Below are 22,373 nucleotides of genomic sequence, written 5' to 3'. Positions count from 1 at the left end.
CGAGGAGCAGCGAAGTGCAACCCGCTACCGTACTATCGCGAGCGAGGACACCCGCCAGGTGGATGAAGGGGGGCGGTGTGGGAGTTCGCCTACCGGCAGCCATACACGACGGGGCACGGTGGTTGCGGCGCTTCGCCACGACGACTCCCGGCGCGATCGGCGCGGTGCTGGTCGTCACCGTTGTGCTGTGTGTGTTTTCGGGTTTCGTGTCCGCGAATCAGCTGAGCGACAAGATGGTTCGCCGCGATATCGTGCTGGAGCGGACCGAACCACTGGCCTATGCGGCGCAGAGTCTGTACGTCGCGCTGTCGGCCGCCGACGCCTCCGCGGCGGCGGCCTTCCTGTCCGGTGGTATCGAATCGCCGGAGGTGCGCGGGCGATATCAGCAGGCGCTCGCCGATGCGGCGGGCGCGCTGGCGGAAGCGACCACCGGCGCCTCCGACGCGCAGACCCGATCGATCGTTGCGCGCATCACCGCCGACCTGCCCGCCTACACGGGGCTGGTCGAGACCGCTCGCGCCAACAACCGGCAAGGCTTCCCGGTCGGCTCCGCCTACCTGCGCGAGGCATCGATGTTGATGCAGAACTCGTTGCTGCCCAATGCCGAACAACTCAGCAAGAACCGTTTCGCCGCGGTGCGAGACGACCAGAACGACATCGGGGCGCTGCCGCTGACGAGCGTCGCCCTGCTGCTGTCGGTGTCGGCCGCCTGCGGCGTCGGCTCATACGTGCTGCTGCAACGGACCAATCGGCGCATGAACCTCGGGCTCGCCACCGCGGCCGGGGCAACGGCCGTCGTCCTGCTGTGGTCGGTGGCCGCGGTCCTTGTCGCGGCGAGCGGGGTGGACACCGGCAGGTCCGGGGCAAGCACTCGATTCGAGACGCTGGCGCAGGCCAGGATGCTTGCCCAGCAGGCCCGCACCGACGAGACACTACAGCTGATCACCCGTGGCGATATCACCTCCGGTGAAGCGGATTTCACCGAACACACCGCCGCGCTCGGTGCGCGCCTGGAGAACACGATCGGTTCGGATTCGGCCGCCGCCGGGGCGCTGGCGAGCTGGAAGGTCGGGCACGCTCGCCAGAAGGACGCCTACGAGGCAGCCAACTATCCGGCGGCGGTGGCGCAGGCCATCGGTTCCGCGCCCGAGAGCTCGGCAACGCGATTCGCCGACCTCGACGCCGCACTGCGCAACGAACTCGCCGACGTGCGCACGGAATTGCGCAAGGGTGTCGATTTCGCCGGCGGGTCACTGGCGTTCAGTCCGTCGGGCACCCTGCTGCTGATGGTGTTCGCGGCGGTCGCCGTCGCCGTCGGATTGTGGTCGCGGCTGAAGGAGTTCCTGTGAACACGAGGCTGCTGCTGGCTGCGACGCTGGTCGCCATGAGCGCACTGGTGACCGCATGCGGTTCCGGCACGAAGGTTCCGGACCCGACCAGGGTGGCGGCGGTGAACCCGCGGCCGGACCTGACCGAGATCACCACGGCGCCGGGATCAGAGGCCGACGACAGCTGTAACCCCGAGGCGAGCCTGCGTCCCGGACCGCTGCCGAGACCCGGCGCGATGCCGCCGGGGTCGCCGATGGCCGCGATCGTCGCGACCGGCCGCCTGCGGGTTGGCGTGGACCAGAACACCTATCTGTTCGGCTTCCGCAACCCGACCAGCGGCCAGCTGGAAGGCTTCGACATCGATATAGCCCGGGAGATCGCCCGCGACCTGTTCGGCGACCCGGACAAGATCGAGCTGCGTTCGGTCGTGGCAGCGGACCGCATCCCGGCACTGCGCGACAAACAGGTGGACCTCGTCGTGCGCACCTTCTCGGCCACCTGCGAACGCCGCAGGAATGTCGACTTCTCCGAGGTCTACTACCGTGCGGCGCAGCGGATTCTCGCACCCAAGAACTCCGGGATAAGGACCGCTGCCGACCTCGCGGACAAGGTCGTGTGCGTCACCCGCGGCACCACCGCGCCCGGTCCGCTGTTCGGACTGCCCAAGAGGCCGACCATCATGGGCGCAGGCAACTGGACCGATTGCCTTGCCGCACTGCAACAGGGCAACGTGGACGCCATCAGCGGCGACGATCCAATCCTGTTCGGACTGGTCGCGCAGGATCGCAACCTGGAGGTCGTCGGGGCAGAGATCGGCACCGGCGCGTACGCGGTCGGTATCGCGCAGGGCAACCCCGACCTGGTCCGCTTCGTCAACGGCGTCCTCGAGCGCCTCCGTACCGATGGCACCTGGCGGCGCCTCTACAACGCCGGACTCGGCGCCCTCGGCCCGTCGCCCGGCCCGCCAACGCCCCGGTACACAGAGTGAGTGCGGCGACCATGCAGCCGCTCACCGTCGCCGAGATCGATCACGAATTGGCCGCCCGCGCAGCCGAACTCGACGCCATCACCGCCACCCTGCTGGAACTGGACAAGCATCCCGGACACACGCTGCTGCGCCGCTTCCCGCCGACCGGGCGCACCGATCAGCGGTGGCAACCGGTGCGCGACGCGCTCGCAATGATGTGGGAGGACTTCGGCAGGCTGCGCTCGATACTGGATTCGGCGCGGACCGTGCGCGGCAGTCGAGCCCGGCTCGACGACAGCGAACGCGCCGAGGTGACCAGGCTGCTGCGTGGACGACCCTATGAGGCGTCACGCACGCCGATACCGATGGCGCAACGTTCGCTGACCGGTCCCAGCGAACAGGTGCTGTTCGTCGGGCTCGCCGATACCGTGGACCGCATGCGGGCCACCTTCCCGGAGATCGCCGAATTCTTCGACGAGGTCGATGCAGTGAACACCCGGATCATGTCCGGCCTCGCACCGCTGCAAGAGGAGTTGGACAAGGCAGGAGGAGCGGCGATCGCCGAGCTGGGTGTGATCGAACACGGCATCGCCGACCTGCTGAGTCGCTCGGCCACCGACCCGCTCGCGCTGACCACGCCCGAGATCGACACGCGCATCGCCGAATTGAGCGACATGCTCCGCAACCACGCCACCGTTCTCGCCGAACTCGCCGCGATGGCGGCGAATTGGCAGACGGCCGTCGCGCAGACGCGCAGCCGGTGGGACACACTGCGCGCGACCCGGGAGCGCGCCGCCCACGCCAGGGCCGAAGTCGAGCGCACGATTCTGGCGGGATCGCTGCCGGTGCCCGCCGACAATACCGCGACCCTCGGCGCACAACTGGAGGCATTGTCGGCGCATCCCGGTGCGGCTGCGGCACTGCTGGCGCTGCGCCGCCGGATTGCCGAGGCCATCGCCGATGCGGGCACTGCCGAACAGCTGGCGCAAGGCCTGCTCGACCGGCGCGCCGAACTGCGCGGGCGGCTGGCCGCCTACCAAGCCAAGGCGGCTCGGCTCGGAATCGGCGAGGATCGAGATCTGTTGTCCGCCTCCCAGATCGCCGCGGGACTGCTGTCCCGCAAGCCGTGCGACTTGGCGGCGGTCACCCGGGCGGTCGCCGATTACCAGCAGCTCATCGGTGAGAAATCGGGGAGACGACCATGATCTGTCAGGAGCCGGGGTGCGGCGGGGCCATCGAAGACGGATACTGCGTGGTGTGCGGGACAGCGCCCGCCGAGGCGACATCGGTCTCGGCGTCGGAAAACGCAGTGTCCGTGCCGAATCCGGTGTCCACCGAGGGCGATGCGTGCGCGGAGTCCGGCTGTACGGGCACGGTTGTCGACGGCTACTGCGACGAATGCGGTACCGCGCCTGCTGTGCGCACCACGACCTCGGCGACCTCGGCTCGGTCCGCCTCGACCGGCACCAACCGATCGTCGGGACGCTCGGTGCGCACCGGTCGGTCCACGTCGTCGAAGGCCAGTGCGCGGGGACGACTCGGTGCGGGCATGGTCGACGTGCCGCGGATACCGCGCATCGATCCGGCCACCGCAATCATGGTTGTCCCTGAGGTCGCCGAGTCGAAGCGGTTCTGCGGCAAGTGCGAACGAGCGGTCGGCCGCGGCCACGATGGAGTGCCCGGCCGCACCGAGGGCTTCTGCCCGAACTGCGGCACGCGGTTCTCCTTCACTCCCAAACTGTCCAACGGCGATCTGGTCGGTGGGCAATACGAGGTGGCTGGCTGTCTCGCACACGGCGGGCTCGGCTGGATCTATCTGGCGACCGACCGCAATGTCAGCGACCGCTGGGTGGTCCTGAAAGGCTTGCTGAATTCCGGCGACGTCGACGCGATGGCGGCGGCCATGGCCGAGAAGCGGTTTCTCGCCGAGGTCGAGCACCCCAGCATCGTCAAGATTCACAACTTCGTCGAACACACCGGACCCGATGGCATCGCCGTCGGCTATATCGTCATGGAGTACGTCGGCGGCACCTCGCTCAAGCAGATCCTGCGCGGCCGCCGCGACACCGACGGCAGCTATCTGCCGCCCGCCCAGGCGATCGCCTACATCCTGGAGATGCTGCCCGCACTGGGTTATCTGCATTCGCTCGGCCTTGCCTACTGTGATTTCAAGCCCGACAACATGATGCAGACCGATGAGCAGCTCAAACTCATCGATCTCGGCGCCGTGATCGCCATGGACGATCAGGACAGCAATATCTACGGCACCATCGGATACCAGGCTCCCGAGATCGCCGAGTCCGGACCGACGGTCGCCACCGAGGTGTACACGGTGGGACGTACCCTCGCCGTGCTGGTGATGAATGTGCCGCAGCAGGGCGGGCACTTCGGCGAACTGCCTGGACCGGTCACCGAACCGCTGCTGTCGAAATACGATTCGCTGCACCGGTTCCTAGTGCGCGCCACCGACGCCGAACCGGAAGCCAGATTCTCCTCGATGGAGGAGATGGCGGACCAGCTCACCGGTGTGCTGCGCGAGGTGCTCAGTACTGATGACGGGGTGCCACGACCGGGCATGTCGGCGTATTTCGGGCCGCCGCGCGCGGTGTTCGGCGTCGGCGCGGACGCCGTGGTGGCACCGGGCACAGTCGTTGCGGCGCTGCCGGTTCCGCTCGTCGACCCCGGCGACAGCGGCGCCGCGCTCCTGGCCACTACAACCGGGAGTACGCCTGCGGAATTGGCGAGCGCCTTCGAGGCGGGGCTACGGGCGGTCGTCACCAAACGCGGTGAGTCGGTGGAGATCCCGCTGCGGCTGGTGCGCGCGACACTCGAAGTGGGAGATTCGGAGGGGGCCGAACGACGACTGGACGGGCTTGCCGAAACCCTGCCCGGCGATTGGCGTTTGGCCTGGTATCGCGGACAAGCGCGGCTTCTCGCCGGGGATTTCGGTACGGCCCGGGCAGAATTCGATGCCGTGTACGCCGCGCTGCCCGGTGAGGCCGCGCCGAAACTGGCATTGGCGGCCGTCGCCGAACTGGCCGGTGCCGATGCGGCGACCCAGGAGGCATCGCGCTATTACGACACGGTGTGGCGCACTGATCACTCGTTTGCCAGTGCCGTATTCGGCCTTGCTCGCCTGCGTCGGGCTCGCGGCGACCGCGAGGGCGCGGTGGCTGCGCTCGACCAGGTGGACGCCGCATCGGCGCTGCACTCCGAGGCTCGGATCGCGGCAGTGGAAACAATGCTGACCGGGCGTGCGGCGGCCGAGCTGTCCGAATCGCTGCTGCGGGACGCGGGCGCTCGGGTCGAGCGGCTGCGGCTGGACTCCAAACGCCGTGGGGCGCAGATTCGGATGCGGGTGCTCGACGCCGCACTGGCCTGGCTGGCTGCGGGCAAAGTGCCTTCGGCGCATGAATCGCTGCTCGGCGCGCGCCTGGACCAAGACGGTGTGCGCATCGGACTGGAACGGTGCTATCGCGACCTGGCTCGCGAAACCGACAATATGTGGACGCGTTTCGAACTGGTGGATCGGGCCAACCTGATCCGGCCGAGGACGACGTTGTGAGCGAGCGTAAGGAGCGAACCATAGATACAGCGCCCGCGAGTGGAGCCGTGAACGCAGGCAGGCAGGCCGCCGCAGCGGCCAGGTGCCCGGGATGCGCCGCGAGTGTCAGTGCGGTCGACCGCTATTGCGAAGCCTGCGGTCGTGAGCTCGGTGCGCTGATTGCCCATGGGCTGCGCCGGGTCGCTCTGCCGCAGCCCGACCCGGACACGGCAGCGACATGCGACGGCTGCGGCGGGCTTCATTACGACGCCGATGGCTACTGTCGCGACTGCGGGCAGCTGCGTCCCGAACCTGACCGGTGCGAGGCGGATCTGGGTGCGGTGTGCGTCGTGACCGATCGCGGTATCGCGCACGCGCGCAACGAGGATGCGGTCGCCGCCGCCGTCGTAGCGGGCCGAACCCCGTGGCAGCGTGCCTCGACGGTGCTCGTCGTCTGCGACGGGGTGTCTACGTCGGAGGATCCGCAGGCGGCATCGGGTGCCGCGGCACGGGCCGGCGTCGATGCCACCGTCGCCGCGTTGGGTGACTCGCGCTCCGCCGAGGATGCGGTGATGGCCGGACTCGCGGCCGCTGCCACGGCAGTGCGCGATATCGGTGAGTACGACGGCCATGCCCCCTCGTGCACCTACGTCTCGGCCGTCGTGCGTCGACTCGGCGACGGCACAGCGGAGATCACCGTCGCGAATGTCGGTGACAGCCGCGCCTATTGGTTGCGTGCGCGCGATCCGCAGGCCCGCGATGCGGCGCCGTCCCAGCGACTGTCGTCCGACGATTCCTGGGCACAGGCTCTCGTGGACGCCGGCGCCATGGACGAAGCGGCCGCCATGAAGGACCCACGGGCCCATACTCTGCTGCGCTGGCTCGGCGCGGACAGCGATCCGAAACCATGGTCGGACTCCTGCGTGCGGACCTTGCGCACCGCCGGCCCCGGCGTCCTGTTGCTGTGCAGCGATGGGCTGTGGAATTACCAGGCCGATCCAGAGGCGCTGGCGGGCATGGCCACCACCCCCGCCACCGCGCTGCTTGCCGCGCGCGAGCTCGTCGACTTCGCGTTGCGCTCCGGCGGCAGCGACAACATCACCGTTGCGCTTGTGCCCGTCGGGCAGCCCGACAAGCCAGGAGAAAAGTAGTGAGTTCTGTTGACGGCAACGGCATTTCGGTAGCGATCGACCAGAACGAGTATCTGGCCGAAGGGACGGGCACGGTGGATGCCGTCGTCACCGTCGAGACCGGGGCGGATTTCGTGGCCGCGGGGCCGCCGCCGGACAGGGTGGAGATCCTCATCATCGACAGTTCCGGGTCGATGGGCACGGCGCGGAAATTCGACGAAGCGCGCAAAGCGACGCTTGCGGCGTTGGACGTGTTGCCCGACGGAGCGAAATTTGCGATCGTGCAGGGCACCTCGATGGCGCGCCTGGTGTTCCCCACCGACACGCCATCGGTGCTCGCAAGCCGGGAGAGCCGGGCGGCGGCGCGCCGCCACCTCGACAAACTGCGGCCCACCGGCGGCACCGCGATGGGCACCTGGCTCGGACTGACCCGACAGCTGGCAACCATGCATCCCGGCGCGCTGGTGCATGCGATTCTACTGACCGACGGCAAGAACGAACATGAGGAGCCCGAGGCGCTCGCCGCCGAGATCCGGCAGTCCGAAGGAATGTTCACCTGCGACTGCCGTGGTGTCGGAACCGACTGGCGGGTAGACGAATTGCGCGCCATCGCCTCGGCGCTGCACGGAACTGTCGACATCGTCGCTGACCCGGCCCACCTGGCCGTCGACTTCGCCGCCATGACGCAGTCCGCGATGACCAAGGCGATCCCGGAGCTGACGCTGCGGGTCTGGACGCCTGTGGGCGCGGCGGTGCAGTTCGTCAAACAGGTCGCACCGACCATCGAGGACCTGACTGCGCGTCGTACCGAATCCGGTGCGCAGGTGGGGGAATACCCGCTCGGCGCGTGGGGGGCGGAGGACCGCGACTATCACGTGCAGGTGCGGGTGGAACCCGCCGCGCCCGGCCGGGAGAAGCTGGCGGCCAGGATCAGCGTGGTCGCGGGCGCGGAGGTGGTCGGCCAAGGGCTCGTCCGCGCGGTGTGGACCACCGAAACGGAGCTGTCGGCCCGAATCAGCAGGCGGGTAGCCCATTACACGGGTCAGGCCGAGCTCGCACAGGTTGTCCAAGAGGGGCTGACCGCCCGCAAGAACGGTGACGTGGACACCGCGACGGCGAAGCTGCGCAGAGCGGTGCAGTTGGCCGCGGAATCGGGCAACGAGGGGACGGCCAAGCTGTTGCGCGGAGTCGTGGAGGTCGACGAACACAACGGGACGGTGCGATTGCGCGCCAAAGTCGAAGCCGCCGATGAGATGGCGCTGGACGCGCGCTCGACCAAGACGGCACGGGTGCGGAAGGAAGCGTGATGGTCTGTCCGGAAGGCCATCACTCTGTCGCCATCGACTATTGCGATGTCTGTGGCTCGCCGCTGGCCGAGCCTGCGACGGTCATGCCCGCGCCGACCACGGAATGCCCGTACTGCGGTGCGCCGATCAGTGGCCGATTCTGCGAGGTGTGCGGCCATGATTCGGCGCTGCCCGCCCCGGTTCCGGCTGCCCCCGCACGGCCGGAACCGATAGTTGCCGAATCTGCTCCCGCGACCCCGCCCGCCCGAATCTCCGGCGTGGTGACATGGGTAGCGACGATCACCGCTGATCGTGACTTCTATGACCGGGTGGTCGCCCGCGACGGACCCGATGCTGATCAGGTCGGCTTCCCCGCGTTCTACCCGGAGCGCCGAATTACCCTGCGCGAGGGCGATATTCTGATCGGCAAGCGCAGCGTCTCACAGGGCCTCGAACCCGACATCGATCTGGGCATTGCGCCCGCCGACATCGGCATCTCCCGCGCGCACGCGATGATCCACATCGCCGCCGACGGCCTCAACATCACCGACCTCGGTTCCACCAACGGCACCAGCCTCAACGGCAGCGACGAGCTGATCACACCCAAGATGGCAGTCCCCTTGCGCAGCGGCGACCGTATTCACCTCGGCGGTTGGACCACGATCACGGTGTCCGCCGAACTCGCGTGAGGCCGATCAGCCGCGCGAACAGTTCGGTCGGCAGGCCGGCCTGTGTGCCTGCTTCGTTGTATTCGACGCGAATCGCCACCCGCGTGGACGTGCCGCTGCTGCCGTTGGCGGTGCTGAACGCGACGACCTCGGCATCGGGGACATCCTCCACGCTCCTGGCCTTCGGTCGGGTGATCTTCTCGCGCAGCACATGACCACCGACTGTGACTACCCGACCGAGCAACCAGAGCTTGTGGTTCAATCGTTTCCTCGATTCCGAAGCATGACGAAAAATCCTGAGCAACTGTCCCGTTCACAAAAACGTGCCGTAGGACAGTACCCGATGCGTTCGGATCGTGTTGTACGACAACAATTTCGTTGATTGCGGCGTGATTGCGACGACCGGCGGTTTTTCGGGTGATTGGAAGCGCACGTGTCGAGCTCGGGGAACGGGGAACGACTCGGCGATCCACATCGTCTCCCCCAGACGCGGTTGTCGCGATAGCAGCGTACCGTCTCGGCCATCTCGGGCCCGAACTGCCGAGGTGATCGCGATCCGAGTGCTGCTCGAGCTTCGTCGGGTTGATGACGCAGCGTCGGCCGATGGGTCGGACCAGGCGTCATCCCCGGCCAGAGTCCCGATCATCCTGTATCTAACGGACCGATGTACAGCGGCGAGATTCGTCAAGTCGGGGTTTTCTGAAGCCGTTTGGCGGGTATCTCTGGGGGAAGGAGGGTTTGAAGGGGGATTTTACGGCATATTGTAGAACCCATTGAATGGTCCGTTGACTAGCGGTACATTCAGGAGCGATCCGATTGTTCGGGGTGAAGGGCTTCCCACCATGACCACAGTTCGTTCCGGTGAAGACTCGCAGGCGGCAGGTTCGTTGCGGACCGAAGACGTCGGCTACCGTCAGAGCCTCCGACCACGCCAAGTGCAGATGATCGCCATCGGCGGCGTTATCGGCACGGGTCTCTTCCTCGGCGCAGGAAGCCGCCTGGCGAATGCGGGCCCCGGTTTGTTCATCGTGTACGCGGTGTGCGGAATATTCACTTTCTTCATTCTGCGTGCCCTCGGTGAATTGGTGATGCACCGCCCGTCATCGGGGTCGTTCGTGTCGTATGCGCGCGAGTTCTTCGGTGAGAAGTACGCATTCGGCATCGGCTGGATGTACTTCTTCCACTGGTGCATGACCGGAATTGTCGACATCACTGCCATAGCCACCTACTTCCATTACTGGCGAGCCTTCCAGGGCGTTCCGCAATGGGTGATCGCATTCATCGCATTGATGCTGGTGCTGAGCATCAACATGGTGTCGGTGAGATGGTTCGGTGAGCTGGAGTTCTGGGTCGCGCTGGTGAAGGTCGTTGCGCTGGTGGCATTCCTGATGGCGGGAACGGTCTTTCTGGTCGGCCGGTTCCGGATTCAGGGCCAGGAAACCGGTGTCAGCGTGGTCGAGCACAGCGGTGGATTGTTTCCCACCGGCGTACTGCCGCTCGTTATGGTCACTACCGGTGTGGTTTTCGCCTATGCCGGGGTGGAACTGGTCGGGACGGCGGCGGGGGAGGCCAAGGACACGGCCAGGATAATGCCGCGCGCGATCAACTCGATCATCGCCCGAATAGCGGTGTTCTATGTGGGATCGTTGGTCCTGCTTGCCCTACTGCTGCCATACACCAGTTTCAGGGCGGGTGAGAGCCCGTTCGTGACCTTCTTCTCGAAGCTCGGCCTCGGTGGTGCTGCGGCGCTGATGAATGTGGTGGTGCTGACGGCGGCGTTCTCCAGCCTCACCGCCGGCTTCTACGCGACCGGCCGGATCCTGCGGTCGATGTCGACGAATGGCAGCGCGCCAGCCATCATGTTCCGGATGTCGACCAGGGGCGTGCCCTTTGTCGGGATTCTGGCGACCGGTGCTATCGCGCTGTTCGGGGTCGCACTCAACGCCGTCGTGCCGGAGAAAGCGTTCGAGATCGTGCTGAACGTGTCGGCCTTGGGCACCATCACATGCTGGTCGGTGATCGTGCTCAGCCAGCTGCAGCTATGGCGCTGGTCGCGCACCGGCCGGGCCGTGCGCCCTGCGTTCCAGCTTCCGGGGTCTCCATTCACCGGTATTGCCACACTTGTGTTCCTTGCCGGAGTTGTGACACTGATGGCGACGAACGATGACGAGGTCCAACGGTGGGCAGTGCTCACGACGGTGCTCGTCATGGTTCCGGCCCTCGTCGTCGGCTGGTTCGTGGCCCGGCGGAAGATGGCGAGCGTCGCGCGCCTCCGAATGGGATTCATCGCGCTGCTCCCAGCGGTCGCTGAGATGCGGTCGGTCGGCTACGAGGATCGCCAGCACCGGAACGCAATTCCGCCCTCGACAGCTTTCTCGGACCGGGAAATCCAGTGAAACCTGCAGAGAGTATTACGAATTCGGGAAGGTTCGCGTGGCAGTCCGATCCTGACAGGCACAACCCCAGGCCGGCATCGAGTCGGTGGGCGTCGAAACATGCCCGAGGTCGGTGATCGGGGACGGCTCGGAATACGTTGCGATCGTGCAAGTCTGCGCCATCTCGAACCGTTCTCTCATCGGCGGGAATACGAGTCGCCTTGTCGAGAATCCTGTTTCGGCTGGGTGGAGGGTGGTAGATCGGGCTGGACCACCGAACTGCAATCATGGCGGCATGGCATCCGCGGTATATCTGATCACCGGCATTCAGGCCGCCGGGAAGTCCACGATCGCGCAGGCGCTGGCCGAGCGGTTTCCACTCTCGGCACACGTGCGTGGTGACACGTTCCGGCGGTTCGTCGTCGGTGGGCGGGCGGAGATGAGTCCGCAACCGTCACAAGACGCGCTTTCGCAGCTGCGGCTGCGGTACGGATTGGCCGCGGACACGGCTGACGCTTATGCGGCAGCGGGTTTCACGGCGATCGTCCAAGACGTCGTGCTCGGGGGTGAGCTGCCGTGGTTTGTCGATCAGATCCGGACCAGGCCACTGTATGTCGTGGTGCTCGCACCGCGGCCCGACATTGTCGCGGTGCGCGAGGCGGGGCGTGACAAGGTCGCCTACGGTGCCTTCACCGTCGAGGATCTGGACACGGGATTGCGTGCGACGACACCGCGCATCGGATTATGGCTGGACACTTCCGATCTGACGATCGAACAGTCCGTCGATCAGATCCTCGCTCGCGCCGAACCTGTGCTCGAATAGCCGACAGCAACCTATGCGCCACACGCAGGCCCGAAAACGGACCGCCTAGATCTTTTTGGGCAACACCGTCGTCGGCCCACCTCGAGGCGGGTCGGTGACCGGTACGGCGGCGGGCCCGGAGATCAGGGGGAGGGAGGCGGTGGCGGGGCCGTCGAGGAGAGTGCCGTCGGCGGTGAAGCGCGAGCCGTGGAGGGGGCAGTCCCAGGACTTTTCGGCGTCGTTCCAGCGGACTATGCCGTAGAGGTGGGGACAGATGGCGGAGACTTCGGTGGTTTTGCCGGCGACAGTGCTGACGGCTGTGGGTTGGACGCCGTGGCGTTCGACATGGCCACAGCCTTCGGCGGGGATCGTGCCGTAGCCGGATCGGGCCATGCGTAGCCAACCGGTCGAAAGGCGCAGTGCGACGGCGCTGTTGGTTTGCGCCGCCGAAGGGATTGCTTTGAGTTCGGCGGGGCGCCAGCTGGCGATGGCGCCGGACCACCGCGGCGGTTTGCCGTTGATGCGGCCTGCGAGGGCGAGCGCGGCGGCGATGCCATTGGTCAGTCCCCATTTCGCGTAACCGGTCGCGACCAGGATGCGTTCCCGGCCGGGCAGCAGCGGGCCGACGTAGGGGAGTTCGTCGATCGGGTGGTAGTCCTGGGCGGACCAGGACTGCAGGGGTTCGGCGCTGGGGAACCAGGTTCTGGTCCATTCGGCCAGATCATCCACGAGACGACTGGTGGAGCCGGCGCGCCCGACCACATGGCCGTTGCCGCCGACGAGCAGCAAATCGCCGTCATCGCCGGGCACGTAGCGCAGCGAGCGCGTGGGTTGGCCCGCGCTGATGAAGATTTCGCGCCGGATGGGCTCGGCGACCTGGAACGCGGTGAGATAGGAGCGCTGCGCGGTGAGCCGAGCGAAGAAGCCGCCGCGATCGAGCATCGGTGTACCGGTGGCCAGGATGATGGTGTGTGTGGCGAGTTCGCCGTGTTCGGTGTCGATGACGAGATCGTCGTCGTCGCGGTGGTGAACGCCGTGGGCGATGGTGGATTCGAAGATCGGCGCGGCATGCGCCTCGACATCCACGGCCAACGTCGCGAGCAGCGTCATCGGGTCGAGCTGTGCCTGGTCGGCGAGCCCGACCGCACCGTGGAAGGGGAACGGCACGTCGAGATCGTCGACGGGATAGGTGTCGAGGCCTGCCGCTCGTGTGGCCTGGAGTTCGGCACGCACCGCCGGTATTTCGTCCTCGGTCTGAGCGTAGGTGAGGGCAGGCACCCGCTGGACGGGCAGCGCGTGTTCCTCGCAGTACCGCAGCAGCCACTGCTGTCCGGCGCGATTGGCTTCGACGTACTCGGTCACCGTGCGATCGGAATGCCGCGCGGCGATGCGCTGCGCGCGAGTTCCTTGGAGCAGGCTGATCTTTCCGGTGGTTGCGCCGGTCGTGCCTGCCCCGAGACGTCTACCCTCGACCACCGCCACCTCGACGCCGCTCTCGGCAAGTAGCAACGCGGTCACCAGACCGGTCAAGCCGCCGCCGATCACGACGGTGTCGAAGCGGAGTCCCGGCGTCAGCCGCAGCCGCGCCGGCACCTTGGCGTCGTTCAACCAGAGTGGCGTCATATTCCCGACATAGCCGTTATCGCTGCCGTGAAACGTTTGGATGCGTGTCGATTAGACCGACTGACGCCGGGTATGCGGTCACTGTTGATCGTCCAATTATTGGAGGTGAAATACCGTGCCCAAAAACAAGAGCGGACCACACGAAGGTTTCGAAGGTGCCGTCGAGGGCGTGAAGGGCACTGCCAAGGAAGCGGCAGGAGCTGTTCTCGGCAATGACAATCTGCGGGACGAAGGCCGAGCCCAGCAGCAGAAGGCGGCATCGCTGCGCGACGCGGCCAAGAAGGAAGCCGAAGCCGAAAAGGCAAGGGCCGAGGCAGATCTGGCGGAGCTGCGCGAACGGACGCGACAGCAGTAATGCCCTGACCGACCGCGAGGTTGCCCGGTCTTATGACCGGGCAACCTCGTTCGTGCAGATGCTCAGCGTGCGGTGACGGTGCGTTGCACCAATTCTTCCTCGGTGGCCTCGTGCACCGCGATCAGTCGTACGAGCTCTCGGAAGGCCGCACTTTTCTCGGTGCCTGCCGACGACAGGATTTCCTCGATCAGCTCGGTCATTCGCTGGTGCTGTGCATGTAAGAGATTCACGACATTCTGCTGATGTCGGGTTGTCATGTCTTCACCTCCCTGTTTTGTACCAGGAGTCCGTGGCGTGCAAGATCGGGGCAGCCGGATCAGTTGAAGCCCGCAAGCCCGGATGCGAGGTCCGGAATATCCAGGGCATCGAGCACCTGCTGGCGGACATCGGGGCAATGTTCGAGGGTGATCGTGTCGATGATCTTGCGGTCGGCGATGACGACGTCGTTGAGGCCGCCGTTGCGGGCTGCCCAATTGTGCACGGTGCCATTGAACGAAATCTTGCCGAGCATGGTGCCTTCATCGCGCCAGGTGCCGGCCTCTGGTCGAATCATGTCGCAGAGCTGGGTGGCCGCCGCAGGGGTGATCTCGTCGGTATTGGGCGCGCCCGAAGAACCCGAGGGCGCAGGAATCGAGATCGAGATACTGTTCGTCGTCGGTGTTGCCGGCGCCAGATCAGGTTCGCCGTTGCCCGAGCATGCCGCGAGCTGAGCACCGGCGGTGAGTAGTCCGGCGGACAAGACGATCCGCACTGCAATACTGAGCCGATTCACTTCTCCTCCTCGATATCGGATGATGCCGATATGGTGGCGTCGCGTTTCGATTACCCGGAGAAGTACCGCTCAATCGGTGGCTGGTGTGGGGACGATCGGGCCTACGTGGTGACGTCTCTCGGCGCGTGCGGGCGCAGCATGCGCGCGGCATTGGATGCGCGACGCGCGGAGCGATAGTCGGAGAAGCCCATTCAGTCGCAGCGGCGAGGCGTGCGGAACATACTTGCACTGTGACGGAGAGCGGTTTGTCCCCCGAAGGCGCGCATGCGCTCGATCGCGTGATCGGTGCAGGCACGCCGCAGAATGTCGGCTATTTCCACTTCCTGTTCGCCGACCAGAAGTGGGAATGGTCCGATGAGGTTGCACGCATGCACGGATATGCCTGCGGAGAGATAGAACCGACCACCGAGCTACTGCTGTCCCACAAGCATCCCGACGACCGAGCGCAGGTGGCCAGCGCGCTGGCCAAATCCGTCGAGACCGCCGAGCCGTTCTGCAGCAGCCACCGCATCGTCGATACCGAGGGCGATGTCCACCACGTGATCGTCGTCGCCGACCGGATGGTCGACGACAAGAACGAGGTGATCGGCACGTCGGGGTACTACATCGACGTCACGCAGACCATCGAGGAACACCGCAGGGAGACCCTCGACGACACCCTGCCCGAGTTGTACGCGACGCGTGCAGTGATCGAACAGGCGAAGGGGGCGTTGATTCTGGTCTACGGCATCAGCGCCGAACAGGCGTTCCGGGTGCTGAGCTGGCGTTCCCAGGAGACCAACACCAAACTGCGTGCCCTGGCCACTCAACTGGTCGCCGATCTGCGGTCGATGGTGCACTCCACAACAGGACTTCGCACGGAGTTCGATCACCTGCTGCTGACTGTGCACACCCGGATCCCGCCGAGCGGATCGGCCGGCGAGCGCTGAGCAGCGTCATCCCACCACGACACCAATCAAGTTTCGACAAGGCCAGGGGTTTCGAGCGGCATGGACCGGGTAGCCGGTCCATGCGCGTGCCGCTGGCTATCCGTCGCACCCGTGATCGCCCGATAAGCAAGGATCGGCCGACAGGGCCCGGGCTGTCGTTTGGTGTCGAACGAAGCGACCCCGCTCGGTGACGGCAAGAAAAGGTGGTGGTTGGCATGGCGGAACCGATCTCGCAAGCAGCGTTGGGAACGAGGGCCATCGGTATCCGGGTGCCCGCCGAGCTCGGGCAGCTGATCATGTTGCGCGCCCTCGCCGAAACCGTCGCGTTGATCGCGGATTTCGCGCTCGACGAGGTCGGCGACATCCGCCTCGCGCTCGACGAGGTGGCCACCTCGCTGATCCTGGACGCCGTGCCGGGCAGCACTCTCGACTGTGCATTCCGCTACGACGACAACCAGATGCGTGTCCATGTCGCTTCGGTGGGGGCTGCGCGACCAGCTGTCGGCGAAGACAGCTTCGGCTGGCACATCGTGCGAACGCTGACCGACTCCCTTACCACGACACAGGAGCACTACGACGAGACAGTGTCCGGGTATCCGACCGCTGTGGACTTCACTTGGGTGCGGAGTTCGGACAACCGCTGACACCGGTGACTGCCGCTCACTGAATGGGCGGTGGCGGTTCGGTTGGCCGCGGACCCGGCACCGGCGGTGGTTCCGGAACCGGCGGCGGCACCGGGTCGGGTGCGGGCGGAACTGGTTCTCCCGGCTCCGGTATCGGCGGCGGCGGTGACCCTGGCTCCGGCAACGGATCGGGGTGGGGAATGGGAGGTACCGTCGCGGATTCCATGGTGTGCTCCTCTGCGTTGTGTCATACCGTTCCGCCGAGGCAATACCCGTTGCCTTCATGCGCAAACCGCCGAGAGTTGTTGTGACCACGATTACTTTCGAAAATCGAGACTTCCGATTGAGCTCATCGGTAGCGGGTATGCGGTGAGTGTCCACCTGATAGCCGACATTTCGGAGGTAGATATCGTGTCCGAACACAACAGTGGTCCCCGCGAAGCTGTCGAAGGCACTGTCGAAGGTGTCAAGGGAAAGGTCAAAGAGGCCGCAGGAGCCGTCTTCGGAAACGACGACCTGCGGGAAGAAGGAAAGGCTCAGCAGGACAAGGCGGAATCTCAGCGCGAAGCTGCGCAGAAGGAGGCCGCCGCCGAAAAGGAACGCGCCGAAGCCGCTTTGGACGAACAGCGTCAGCGCGCGCATCAACGCGGCCAGTAGTCCAGTCGGGCCTTCGTAGAAGATTCCATCGCTGAATACATAAAGGGTTGCCGGAGTTCCGTCCGGCAACCCTTTTGTTTCGACTGTATCAGCCTACTTGGGAACGAATATGCCCGTCAGATCGGCCTTCCTGATCGGCGTATCGGGATTGGCCTGCGCCCTGCACATCAATTCGATGGACGCAATCGCGGCGTCGATCGTCCGGTCGTTCGTCGGTGCGGACTTGTCGCTGCGTTCCTGCTCGAGGAACTTGGTCACGGTGATGCGCTGCTTGTCTTTGTCCTGCGCGACGAACTCGTTGCACGGTGTGTCACCGCCCGCGTTGACTGCCTTCTTCGCCTCGTCGCAGCCGCTGGCGAACACGGCGGTCGCGGCGGCGACCGCAAACGCGGCGATCGCCATCCTGTTCGGTCGTTCGGTTGTTCTCATGTCGGATTCTCCTGACGAAATGGATATCAATGGCCGCGCGGTTCGCTGCGGACGAGCCCTTCCTGGTTCTTGACCCGCCGGTGTTCGACGGTTGCCAACACCACACCTATTCCCAGGCACAGGACGCACGCAATACCGCCGATAACCGCCCAGCCGGCAAATCCGTATCCCGCGGCGGTCAGGGTGAGCGCGAGCAACGCGATACCGACGCCGAAGAGAATGATTCCCGGCCAGTTGCGGGTATCTTCTATAGATTCACCCGCATGGGTTCTTGTGGTGCGTGTGTCGTCCGGAAAATCGTGTTCGGGCCGGTCGATGTCGTTGTTTCGGCTCGAATCGCTCGGTTCGCCGGGCATAATGTGTCCTTTCAGGTCGAACCGTCGAACAGGGGCATTCGTTCGAATACCCCGGAACGGGGTGTGTATGCGCTGGGAACCCGGGTAAGCGAACGGTAGAGGAAGGAAGCTGTTCGTGGCCGCACAAGATCACGCCTCGGATCGGAACCCACGCGGGGAAACCGAGACTCAGCAGCTGGACCGGAATTGGAACACCCTGGTCCAGGAATTGCGTGTGGTCCAAACCGGCGTGCAGTTCCTCATCGGATCGCTGCTGATTGTGCCGTTCCAGGTCGGGTTTGCCACGCTGTCGCACCCGCTGCGGCTGCTCTACCTCGCCACCGTTGCCGCCGCTGTCGCCGCGATGATTTTCCTTGTCGCACCGGTGTCCTGGCATCGGATTCTGTTCCGGCGGCACCGTTTGGGCAGTGTGGTCGCGGCGGCGCACCAGTGTGCGATGGTCGGTATCGCCCTGCTCGGTGCGTCGCTGATCGGTGCGGTGGTTTTGGTCGTCGACGTCGTCGAGGGCACCACCGAGGGTGCGATTGCGGGTGCGGTTGTCGCGGTCCTGTTCGCCGCGGCCTGGGTCGTCGCACCGTGGCGATGGCGGAAAGCGAGTAGGGAATACGGGTTTCGACCCTGAACGCTCGGGTACCTGTTCGAACGATCCCGGAAGGAGCGCGATTCGGTGGAGACGACAACGATCGGGATCCAGGTGCCTGCGCAATTGGAACAGCTGACGATGCTGCGCGCACTCGCCGAAACCGTGGCGATGATTGCGGATTTCGCGCTCGACGAAGTGACCGATATCCGCCTCGCGCTCGACGAGGTGGCCACCTCGCTGATCCTGGACGCGGTGCCGGGCTCGACCATCGACTGTGAGTTCAGCTATGACCGGACGCAGATGTTCGTACACGTCGCCTCGATCGCGGCGGCGGAAACAGTGGTGGCGCACGCGGGCTTCGGTTGGCATATTGTCCGCACCCTGACCGATTCCATCGCCGCGGTGCAGTCCCCGTTCGACAACGTGGTCTCGGGATATCCGACCGCGGTCGACTTCAGCTGGGTGCGAGGTGCCTCGGATGCCCGGTGAATCGAGATCGCCGGGCGACAGCTATGACAATATCGAGCCGCTCTTCGAGAAGGTCGCCGCGCTGGACTCCGAAGACCCGCGCCGGGAAGCGCTGCGGGACGAGCTGATCGAGCGTTGCCTGCCCTTGGCGGAGCACATTGCCCGCAGGTTCGCCGGGCGCGGCGAGGCTTTCGACGATCTGCTGCAGGTGGCGCGGCTCGGGCTGGTGCATGCGACCGATCGTTTCGACATCGATCGCGGATCGTCGTTCCTGTCCTTCGCGGTGCCGACGATCATGGGCGAGGTGCGCAGGCATTTCCGCGACAACACCTGGGCGGTACGAGTTCCGCGGCGGGTCAAGGAGATTCAGCTGACCATCGGACCTGCGGTCGAGGCCCTCGCGCAGCGGCTCGGTCGAATTCCGAAGGCAAGGGAGATCGCCGCCGAACTCGAAGTGGACCTGGTGGAGGTCACCCAGGCGTTGATAGCGGGCAACGCCTATCAGTCGTCCTCGATCGACGCGCTGGCCGGTGACGACAACGAGAATGCGCTGTTGCCGCTACTGGAAAGCCTCGGCGCCGAGGAGTCCTCCTACCACCTGGTGGAGGATTTCATGGCGGTGAAGCCGCTGATCGCGGAGCTGCCCGAGCGGGAGCGCCGGGTGCTGATCATGCGTTTCTTCGAGTCGAAGACCCAGAACCAGATCGCCGAGTATCTCGGCGTCTCCCAGATGCACGTGTCACGCATTCTGTCGCGCACGCTGAAGGTGCTGCGTGAACAGGCTTTGCGCGATTGAGCGCAATTTCGCAATGCCTCCGAGTTGCCTTGCTCACGAAGGCATTTCGTCGTCGGTTTGCTGGATGCGACCAAGGGGTACGCAGACAGTAGTCGGATTTCGATTGCCTACGGCGCAGGAGGTCGTCATGAACTATCAGCGACGACCGAGCACCCGGAACGTGCACACCGCTCCGGATAGTTCACGGTCGCTCAAACAAGCGCAAGAAATCTCCTCTCCCACCGACCGGCCCGCGCGGCCGGGTCGCGCGCTGGTCACTACCGATCACGAGGTCATTCGACGGTGGGCCGAGCGGCGTGGCGCGCGTCCTGCGACGATGCCGGGCAGTGCCTACAACGGGCACCTCGGTGTACTGCGCCTGGATTTCCCCGGGTACGGCGGTGCCGTCCTGCAGCCGGTGGATTGGGACGAATGGTTCGCCGACTTCGACGCCCGAGGTTTGAGCTTCCTGTATCAGGAGCAGTGGGCGGATGGATCGCTCAGCAATTTCAACCGGCTGGAGGGCGTGGATCGCGTGGTCGGATGACCGTCCGAGTCGACGCATGATTGTGTCGGACATCACGCCCAGCTTGCGCCGCCGCCGCACACATGAGCAGGCTGGAGGCCGCTGTACACATCGTTGACCGAGAACCGCGACGTTTACCGGACAATCGGTCCGGGTAATTGTGTGTTCGGCAAGTTGCTCGAAGTGCGGAAACTGTCGCGTCGGTATGGGGATGCGATTCTCCGCGTCGCGGCACGCTCCACGCGTGTCTGCAAAGGATGAGGTCTTGAGCGCGAACCTGATGATCGTGGAAGATGACAATCGTGTGCGTGGTGCACTGCGGTTGGCCATGGAAGACGAGGGCTACGACGTCGCAGAGGCGGAGGAAGCCGAGGACGCGCTCATCCATCTGCGCAGCAACGGCGTCCCTGATGTGATGATCGTCGATCTGATGCTCGGCGGCATGGACGGCTTCGACTGCATCCGGGAGATCCGGCGCGAACATGACGTGCCGATCATCGTGGTCAGCGCGCGTGACGATACTCACGACGTGGTGGCGGCGCTGGAGGCCGGTGCGGACGATTTCGTCGCCAAACCGTTCGAGATCAAAGAAATCACCGCCAGGATGCGGGCGCTGCGACGGCGCGCGCGGCTGTCCGCGGAGCGGGACACCCCTCAGGAAGTAGTGCTCGACGCGCACCCGGAAGCGCCCTTGGTCCTGGCCCCCGACGGCGGTGCGGTGCGCCGTGGCGACGAAGAGATCGGGTTGACGCTGACCGAGTTCCGGCTGTTGTGCGAACTGGCCGACACCCCTGGCCGGGTGCTGAGCCGCACCCTGCTCCTCGAGAGGGTATGGGACCGCGGCTTTTTCGGCGACGAGCGGATCGTCGACGTGCATATGCGCAGGTTGCGCACCAAGATCGAGCTGGATCCGTCCGACCCGCGCATCGTGGTGACGGTGCGTGGGCTCGGATACCGGCTAGATGTGCAGCGCTGATCGGGAGCAGTTCGCGCCCGAGCGCTGGGAACACGCTGCTGACCTGCAGCACTCCGCCGGTGAACGGTGGCACTCTGCGGCGGAATCCAGGCGCGCATTCGGATTCGATCCGGAGCGCTGGAGCCTGCGCACCCGGGTAGTGGCGGCGTTCGCCGCGATTACCGCGCTGATGTCTCTGGTACTGGTGATTTCGGTCTTCGCCATCAGCCGCAGCTACCTGGAGGCACAGCGGCCGCAGACACAGGGCTACGCGGCCGGCGATCTGCAGTCCGATCTGGAGTTGCTGCGCAACGTTCTGATCGGCTGTGCGCTGGTCGCCACCCTGATCGGTGCCGCGGTCGGCTGGTGGGCCAGCAAGCGGGTGCTCACCCCCCTGCAGCAGGTCTCCAAGACCGCCGCTCGGATTGCGGCCGGTGATCTCACCACCCGGCTGCCCGAGACCCGTGACCCGGATCTGGCCACGACTGTCGGGTCGTTCAACACCATGGTCGACTCGCTGCAGCGGCGGATCGACCGTGAACACCGCCTGGTCGGCGATGTCAGCCACGAATTGCGCACCCCGCTGACCACGCTGATGGCAGGCGTCGACGTGCTCAATCGGCACAGTGGCGAGTTCCCGGAGCGTCCGCGCCGGGCGCTGAGGTTGGTCACCGACGAGGTCGATCACCTGCGCAGGCTGCTCGACGATCTGCTGGCCTTGGCCCGCGCCGAGGCGGGCATGCACCGCGGCGACGCCGATCCGTTATCGGTGCGCGAGCTGCTGACCCACACACTGGCCGGGAGCAGGCACGCACCGGAGCTGCTGACCGTAGTCGAGGACGTGACCGTGCGCGGCCGCAAACTCGAGCTGGAACGAGCCCTGGTGAATCTGCTGGCGAATGCCGACCGGCATGGCGGCGGCGTTGTGGCGGTGACCGTGCGCCGCGAGGGCGGCGCCGCGGTGATCACCATCGACGACGCAGGGCCCGGTGTGCCCGCGGCGGATCGTGGTCGCATCTTCGAGCGCTTCGTCACCATGCGGTCGGGTCGCAGTTCGGCGACCGGCACCGGCATCGGTCTGGCATTGGTCGCCGAAACGATGTCCGCGCATCGCGGTCGGGTCGAGTGCCTGGACCGGCCGGGCGGTGGTGCCCGTTTCGCCCTCCGGTTGCCCGGCCTCGCCGGCGAGTCTCTGTGACCTTTTCGTAACACAACCGTAAA

25 protein-coding genes are annotated in these 22,373 nt (G+C 65.7%); 19 read left to right on the top strand and 6 right to left on the bottom strand.

From position 1 onward, the window contains the following. Positions 1 to 77: 77 nt before the first annotated feature. The 7 genes from OHA42_RS27305 to OHA42_RS27275 are packed head-to-tail and all read left to right on the top strand — an operon-like array spanning position 78 to position 8,945. Positions 78 to 1,349 carry a hypothetical protein gene (locus OHA42_RS27305; protein WP_406230670.1) on the top strand — a complete coding sequence of 424 codons (1,272 nt, stop codon included), beginning with the start codon at positions 78 to 80 and terminating at the stop codon, positions 1,347 to 1,349. After that, positions 1,346 to 2,317, top strand: a complete 972-nt coding sequence (locus tag OHA42_RS27300; RefSeq protein ID WP_406230669.1) for a glutamate ABC transporter substrate-binding protein — start codon at positions 1,346 to 1,348, stop codon at positions 2,315 to 2,317. The genes OHA42_RS27305 and OHA42_RS27300 overlap by 4 nt, the downstream gene beginning before the upstream one ends. Continuing rightward, a complete protein-coding gene (locus tag OHA42_RS27295) occupies positions 2,314 to 3,501 on the top strand; it encodes a hypothetical protein (RefSeq protein WP_406230668.1) in 1,188 nt (395 codons plus the stop codon). The genes OHA42_RS27300 and OHA42_RS27295 overlap by 4 nt, the downstream gene beginning before the upstream one ends. Next, positions 3,498 to 5,861 carry a tetratricopeptide repeat protein gene (locus tag OHA42_RS27290; RefSeq protein ID WP_406230667.1) on the top strand — a complete coding sequence of 788 codons (2,364 nt, stop codon included), beginning with the start codon at positions 3,498 to 3,500 and terminating at the stop codon, positions 5,859 to 5,861. Before OHA42_RS27295 ends, OHA42_RS27290 begins: the two co-directional genes overlap by 4 nt. Beyond that, positions 5,858 to 6,991 carry a PP2C family protein-serine/threonine phosphatase gene (locus OHA42_RS27285; protein ID WP_406230666.1) on the top strand — a complete coding sequence of 378 codons (1,134 nt, stop codon included), beginning with the start codon at positions 5,858 to 5,860 and terminating at the stop codon, positions 6,989 to 6,991. The genes OHA42_RS27290 and OHA42_RS27285 overlap by 4 nt, the downstream gene beginning before the upstream one ends. Continuing rightward, complete coding sequence (locus OHA42_RS27280) at positions 6,991 to 8,277, top strand: vWA domain-containing protein (RefSeq protein ID WP_406230665.1); 1,287 nt, start codon at positions 6,991 to 6,993, stop codon at positions 8,275 to 8,277. The genes OHA42_RS27285 and OHA42_RS27280 overlap by 1 nt, the downstream gene beginning before the upstream one ends. Continuing rightward, positions 8,277 to 8,945 (top strand): FHA domain-containing protein, encoded by a 669-nt coding sequence (locus tag OHA42_RS27275; protein WP_406230664.1) that lies wholly within the window; start codon positions 8,277 to 8,279, stop codon positions 8,943 to 8,945. Before OHA42_RS27280 ends, OHA42_RS27275 begins: the two co-directional genes overlap by 1 nt. Here the strand turns inward: OHA42_RS27275 and OHA42_RS27270 are convergent. Beyond that, the gene (locus OHA42_RS27270) at positions 8,920 to 9,186 is read right to left on the bottom strand and encodes a hypothetical protein (protein ID WP_406230663.1); all 267 of its coding nucleotides are present in this window, start codon (positions 9,184 to 9,186) and stop codon (positions 8,920 to 8,922) included. The two genes, OHA42_RS27275 and OHA42_RS27270, sit on opposite strands and share 26 nt — an antisense overlap. A gap of 580 nt (positions 9,187 to 9,766) precedes the next feature. Between OHA42_RS27270 and OHA42_RS27265 the strand changes: the two genes are divergently transcribed. Together OHA42_RS27265 and OHA42_RS27260 are read left to right on the top strand one after the other, a co-directional pair. Further along, positions 9,767 to 11,320, top strand: a complete 1,554-nt coding sequence (locus OHA42_RS27265; RefSeq protein ID WP_406230662.1) for an amino acid permease — start codon at positions 9,767 to 9,769, stop codon at positions 11,318 to 11,320. A gap of 274 nt (positions 11,321 to 11,594) precedes the next feature. After that, positions 11,595 to 12,122 carry an AAA family ATPase gene (locus OHA42_RS27260; protein ID WP_406230661.1) on the top strand — a complete coding sequence of 176 codons (528 nt, stop codon included), beginning with the start codon at positions 11,595 to 11,597 and terminating at the stop codon, positions 12,120 to 12,122. 45 nt (positions 12,123 to 12,167) lie between these two features. Here the strand turns inward: OHA42_RS27260 and OHA42_RS27255 are convergent, their stop codons facing one another. After that, positions 12,168 to 13,724, bottom strand: a complete 1,557-nt coding sequence (locus tag OHA42_RS27255) for an FAD-dependent oxidoreductase (protein WP_406230660.1) — start codon at positions 13,722 to 13,724, stop codon at positions 12,168 to 12,170. Positions 13,725 to 13,839: 115 nt separating this feature from the next. Between OHA42_RS27255 and OHA42_RS27250 the strand changes: the two genes are divergently transcribed. Then, positions 13,840 to 14,079, top strand: a complete 240-nt coding sequence (locus OHA42_RS27250; RefSeq protein WP_406230659.1) for a CsbD family protein — start codon at positions 13,840 to 13,842, stop codon at positions 14,077 to 14,079. A gap of 62 nt (positions 14,080 to 14,141) precedes the next feature. Here OHA42_RS27250 and OHA42_RS27245 read toward each other — a convergent pair whose 3' ends face one another. Both OHA42_RS27245 and OHA42_RS27240 read right to left on the bottom strand, forming a co-directional pair. Beyond that, a complete protein-coding gene (locus tag OHA42_RS27245; RefSeq protein ID WP_406230658.1) occupies positions 14,142 to 14,336 on the bottom strand; it encodes a hemerythrin domain-containing protein in 195 nt (64 codons plus the stop codon). 59 nt (positions 14,337 to 14,395) lie between these two features. Beyond that, entirely contained in the window at positions 14,396 to 14,851 is a 456-nt protein-coding gene (locus OHA42_RS27240; protein ID WP_406230657.1) for a hypothetical protein, read from the bottom strand. Between the two features lie 230 nt (positions 14,852 to 15,081). On the opposite strand from OHA42_RS27240, the gene OHA42_RS27235 reads away from it, so the two are divergent. From OHA42_RS27235 to OHA42_RS27225, 3 genes are all read left to right on the top strand, one after another. Beyond that, complete coding sequence (locus OHA42_RS27235) at positions 15,082 to 15,780, top strand: PAS and ANTAR domain-containing protein (RefSeq protein WP_406230656.1); 699 nt, start codon at positions 15,082 to 15,084, stop codon at positions 15,778 to 15,780. A 215-nt stretch (positions 15,781 to 15,995) separates the two neighbouring features. Then, on the top strand, positions 15,996 to 16,424 hold the full coding sequence (locus tag OHA42_RS27230) for an ATP-binding protein (protein ID WP_406230655.1): 429 nt from the start codon (positions 15,996 to 15,998) through the stop codon (positions 16,422 to 16,424). Between the two features lie 390 nt (positions 16,425 to 16,814). Beyond that, positions 16,815 to 17,060 carry a CsbD family protein gene (locus OHA42_RS27225; protein ID WP_406230654.1) on the top strand — a complete coding sequence of 82 codons (246 nt, stop codon included), beginning with the start codon at positions 16,815 to 16,817 and terminating at the stop codon, positions 17,058 to 17,060. Positions 17,061 to 17,153: 93 nt separating this feature from the next. Here the strand turns inward: OHA42_RS27225 and OHA42_RS27220 are convergent, their stop codons facing one another. Both OHA42_RS27220 and OHA42_RS27215 read right to left on the bottom strand, forming a co-directional pair. Beyond that, positions 17,154 to 17,489 (bottom strand): hypothetical protein, encoded by a 336-nt coding sequence (locus OHA42_RS27220; protein ID WP_406230653.1) that lies wholly within the window; start codon positions 17,487 to 17,489, stop codon positions 17,154 to 17,156. 26 nt (positions 17,490 to 17,515) lie between these two features. Then, entirely contained in the window at positions 17,516 to 17,845 is a 330-nt protein-coding gene (locus tag OHA42_RS27215; RefSeq protein ID WP_406230652.1) for a hypothetical protein, read from the bottom strand. A 115-nt stretch (positions 17,846 to 17,960) separates the two neighbouring features. On the opposite strand from OHA42_RS27215, the gene OHA42_RS27210 reads away from it, so the two are divergent. The 6 genes from OHA42_RS27210 to OHA42_RS27185 all read left to right on the top strand — a co-directional run bounded on the left by OHA42_RS27210 (position 17,961) and on the right by OHA42_RS27185 (position 22,350). Next, a complete protein-coding gene (locus OHA42_RS27210; RefSeq protein WP_406230651.1) occupies positions 17,961 to 18,467 on the top strand; it encodes a DUF6328 family protein in 507 nt (168 codons plus the stop codon). 45 nt (positions 18,468 to 18,512) lie between these two features. Further along, positions 18,513 to 18,917 (top strand): ATP-binding protein, encoded by a 405-nt coding sequence (locus OHA42_RS27205; protein ID WP_406230650.1) that lies wholly within the window; start codon positions 18,513 to 18,515, stop codon positions 18,915 to 18,917. After that, entirely contained in the window at positions 18,907 to 19,692 is a 786-nt protein-coding gene (locus OHA42_RS27200) for an RNA polymerase sigma factor SigF (protein ID WP_406230649.1), read from the top strand. Before OHA42_RS27205 ends, OHA42_RS27200 begins: the two co-directional genes overlap by 11 nt. 127 nt (positions 19,693 to 19,819) lie before the next feature. After that, the gene (locus OHA42_RS27195; RefSeq protein WP_406230648.1) at positions 19,820 to 20,218 is read left to right on the top strand and encodes a hypothetical protein; all 399 of its coding nucleotides are present in this window, start codon (positions 19,820 to 19,822) and stop codon (positions 20,216 to 20,218) included. Positions 20,219 to 20,462: 244 nt separating this feature from the next. Next, positions 20,463 to 21,173 (top strand): response regulator transcription factor, encoded by a 711-nt coding sequence (locus tag OHA42_RS27190; protein WP_328401996.1) that lies wholly within the window; start codon positions 20,463 to 20,465, stop codon positions 21,171 to 21,173. Beyond that, positions 21,160 to 22,350 (top strand): ATP-binding protein, encoded by a 1,191-nt coding sequence (locus OHA42_RS27185; protein ID WP_406230647.1) that lies wholly within the window; start codon positions 21,160 to 21,162, stop codon positions 22,348 to 22,350. The genes OHA42_RS27190 and OHA42_RS27185 overlap by 14 nt, the downstream gene beginning before the upstream one ends. The last annotated feature ends 23 nt before the right edge of the window (positions 22,351 to 22,373 follow it).

Source organism: Nocardia sp. NBC_01009 (genome assembly GCF_045208035.1).
Classification (GTDB): Bacteria; Actinomycetota; Actinomycetes; order Mycobacteriales; family Mycobacteriaceae; genus Nocardia.
This window is presented reverse-complemented; position numbering and strand designations above follow the sequence as displayed.

Excerpts from the sequence above, each read along its gene's own strand:
- OHA42_RS27290 (WP_406230667.1), top strand. The coding sequence starts at position 3,498 with ATGATCTGTCAGGAGCCGGGGTGCGGCGGGGCCATCGAAGACGGATAC.
- OHA42_RS27275 (WP_406230664.1), top strand. The coding sequence starts at position 8,277 with ATGGTCTGTCCGGAAGGCCATCACTCTGTCGCCATCGACTATTGCGAT.
- OHA42_RS27265 (WP_406230662.1), top strand. The coding sequence starts at position 9,767 with ATGACCACAGTTCGTTCCGGTGAAGACTCGCAGGCGGCAGGTTCGTTG.
- OHA42_RS27260 (WP_406230661.1), top strand. The coding sequence starts at position 11,595 with ATGGCATCCGCGGTATATCTGATCACCGGCATTCAGGCCGCCGGGAAG.
- OHA42_RS27255 (WP_406230660.1), bottom strand. The coding sequence starts at position 13,724 with ATGACGCCACTCTGGTTGAACGACGCCAAGGTGCCGGCGCGGCTGCGG.
- OHA42_RS27245 (WP_406230658.1), bottom strand. The coding sequence starts at position 14,336 with ATGACAACCCGACATCAGCAGAATGTCGTGAATCTCTTACATGCACAG.
- OHA42_RS27230 (WP_406230655.1), top strand. The coding sequence starts at position 15,996 with ATGGCGGAACCGATCTCGCAAGCAGCGTTGGGAACGAGGGCCATCGGT.
- OHA42_RS27220 (WP_406230653.1), bottom strand. The coding sequence starts at position 17,489 with ATGAGAACAACCGAACGACCGAACAGGATGGCGATCGCCGCGTTTGCG.
- OHA42_RS27215 (WP_406230652.1), bottom strand. The coding sequence starts at position 17,845 with ATGCCCGGCGAACCGAGCGATTCGAGCCGAAACAACGACATCGACCGG.
- OHA42_RS27200 (WP_406230649.1), top strand. The coding sequence starts at position 18,907 with ATGCCCGGTGAATCGAGATCGCCGGGCGACAGCTATGACAATATCGAG.
- OHA42_RS27195 (WP_406230648.1), top strand. The coding sequence starts at position 19,820 with ATGAACTATCAGCGACGACCGAGCACCCGGAACGTGCACACCGCTCCG.
- OHA42_RS27185 (WP_406230647.1), top strand. The coding sequence starts at position 21,160 with ATGTGCAGCGCTGATCGGGAGCAGTTCGCGCCCGAGCGCTGGGAACAC.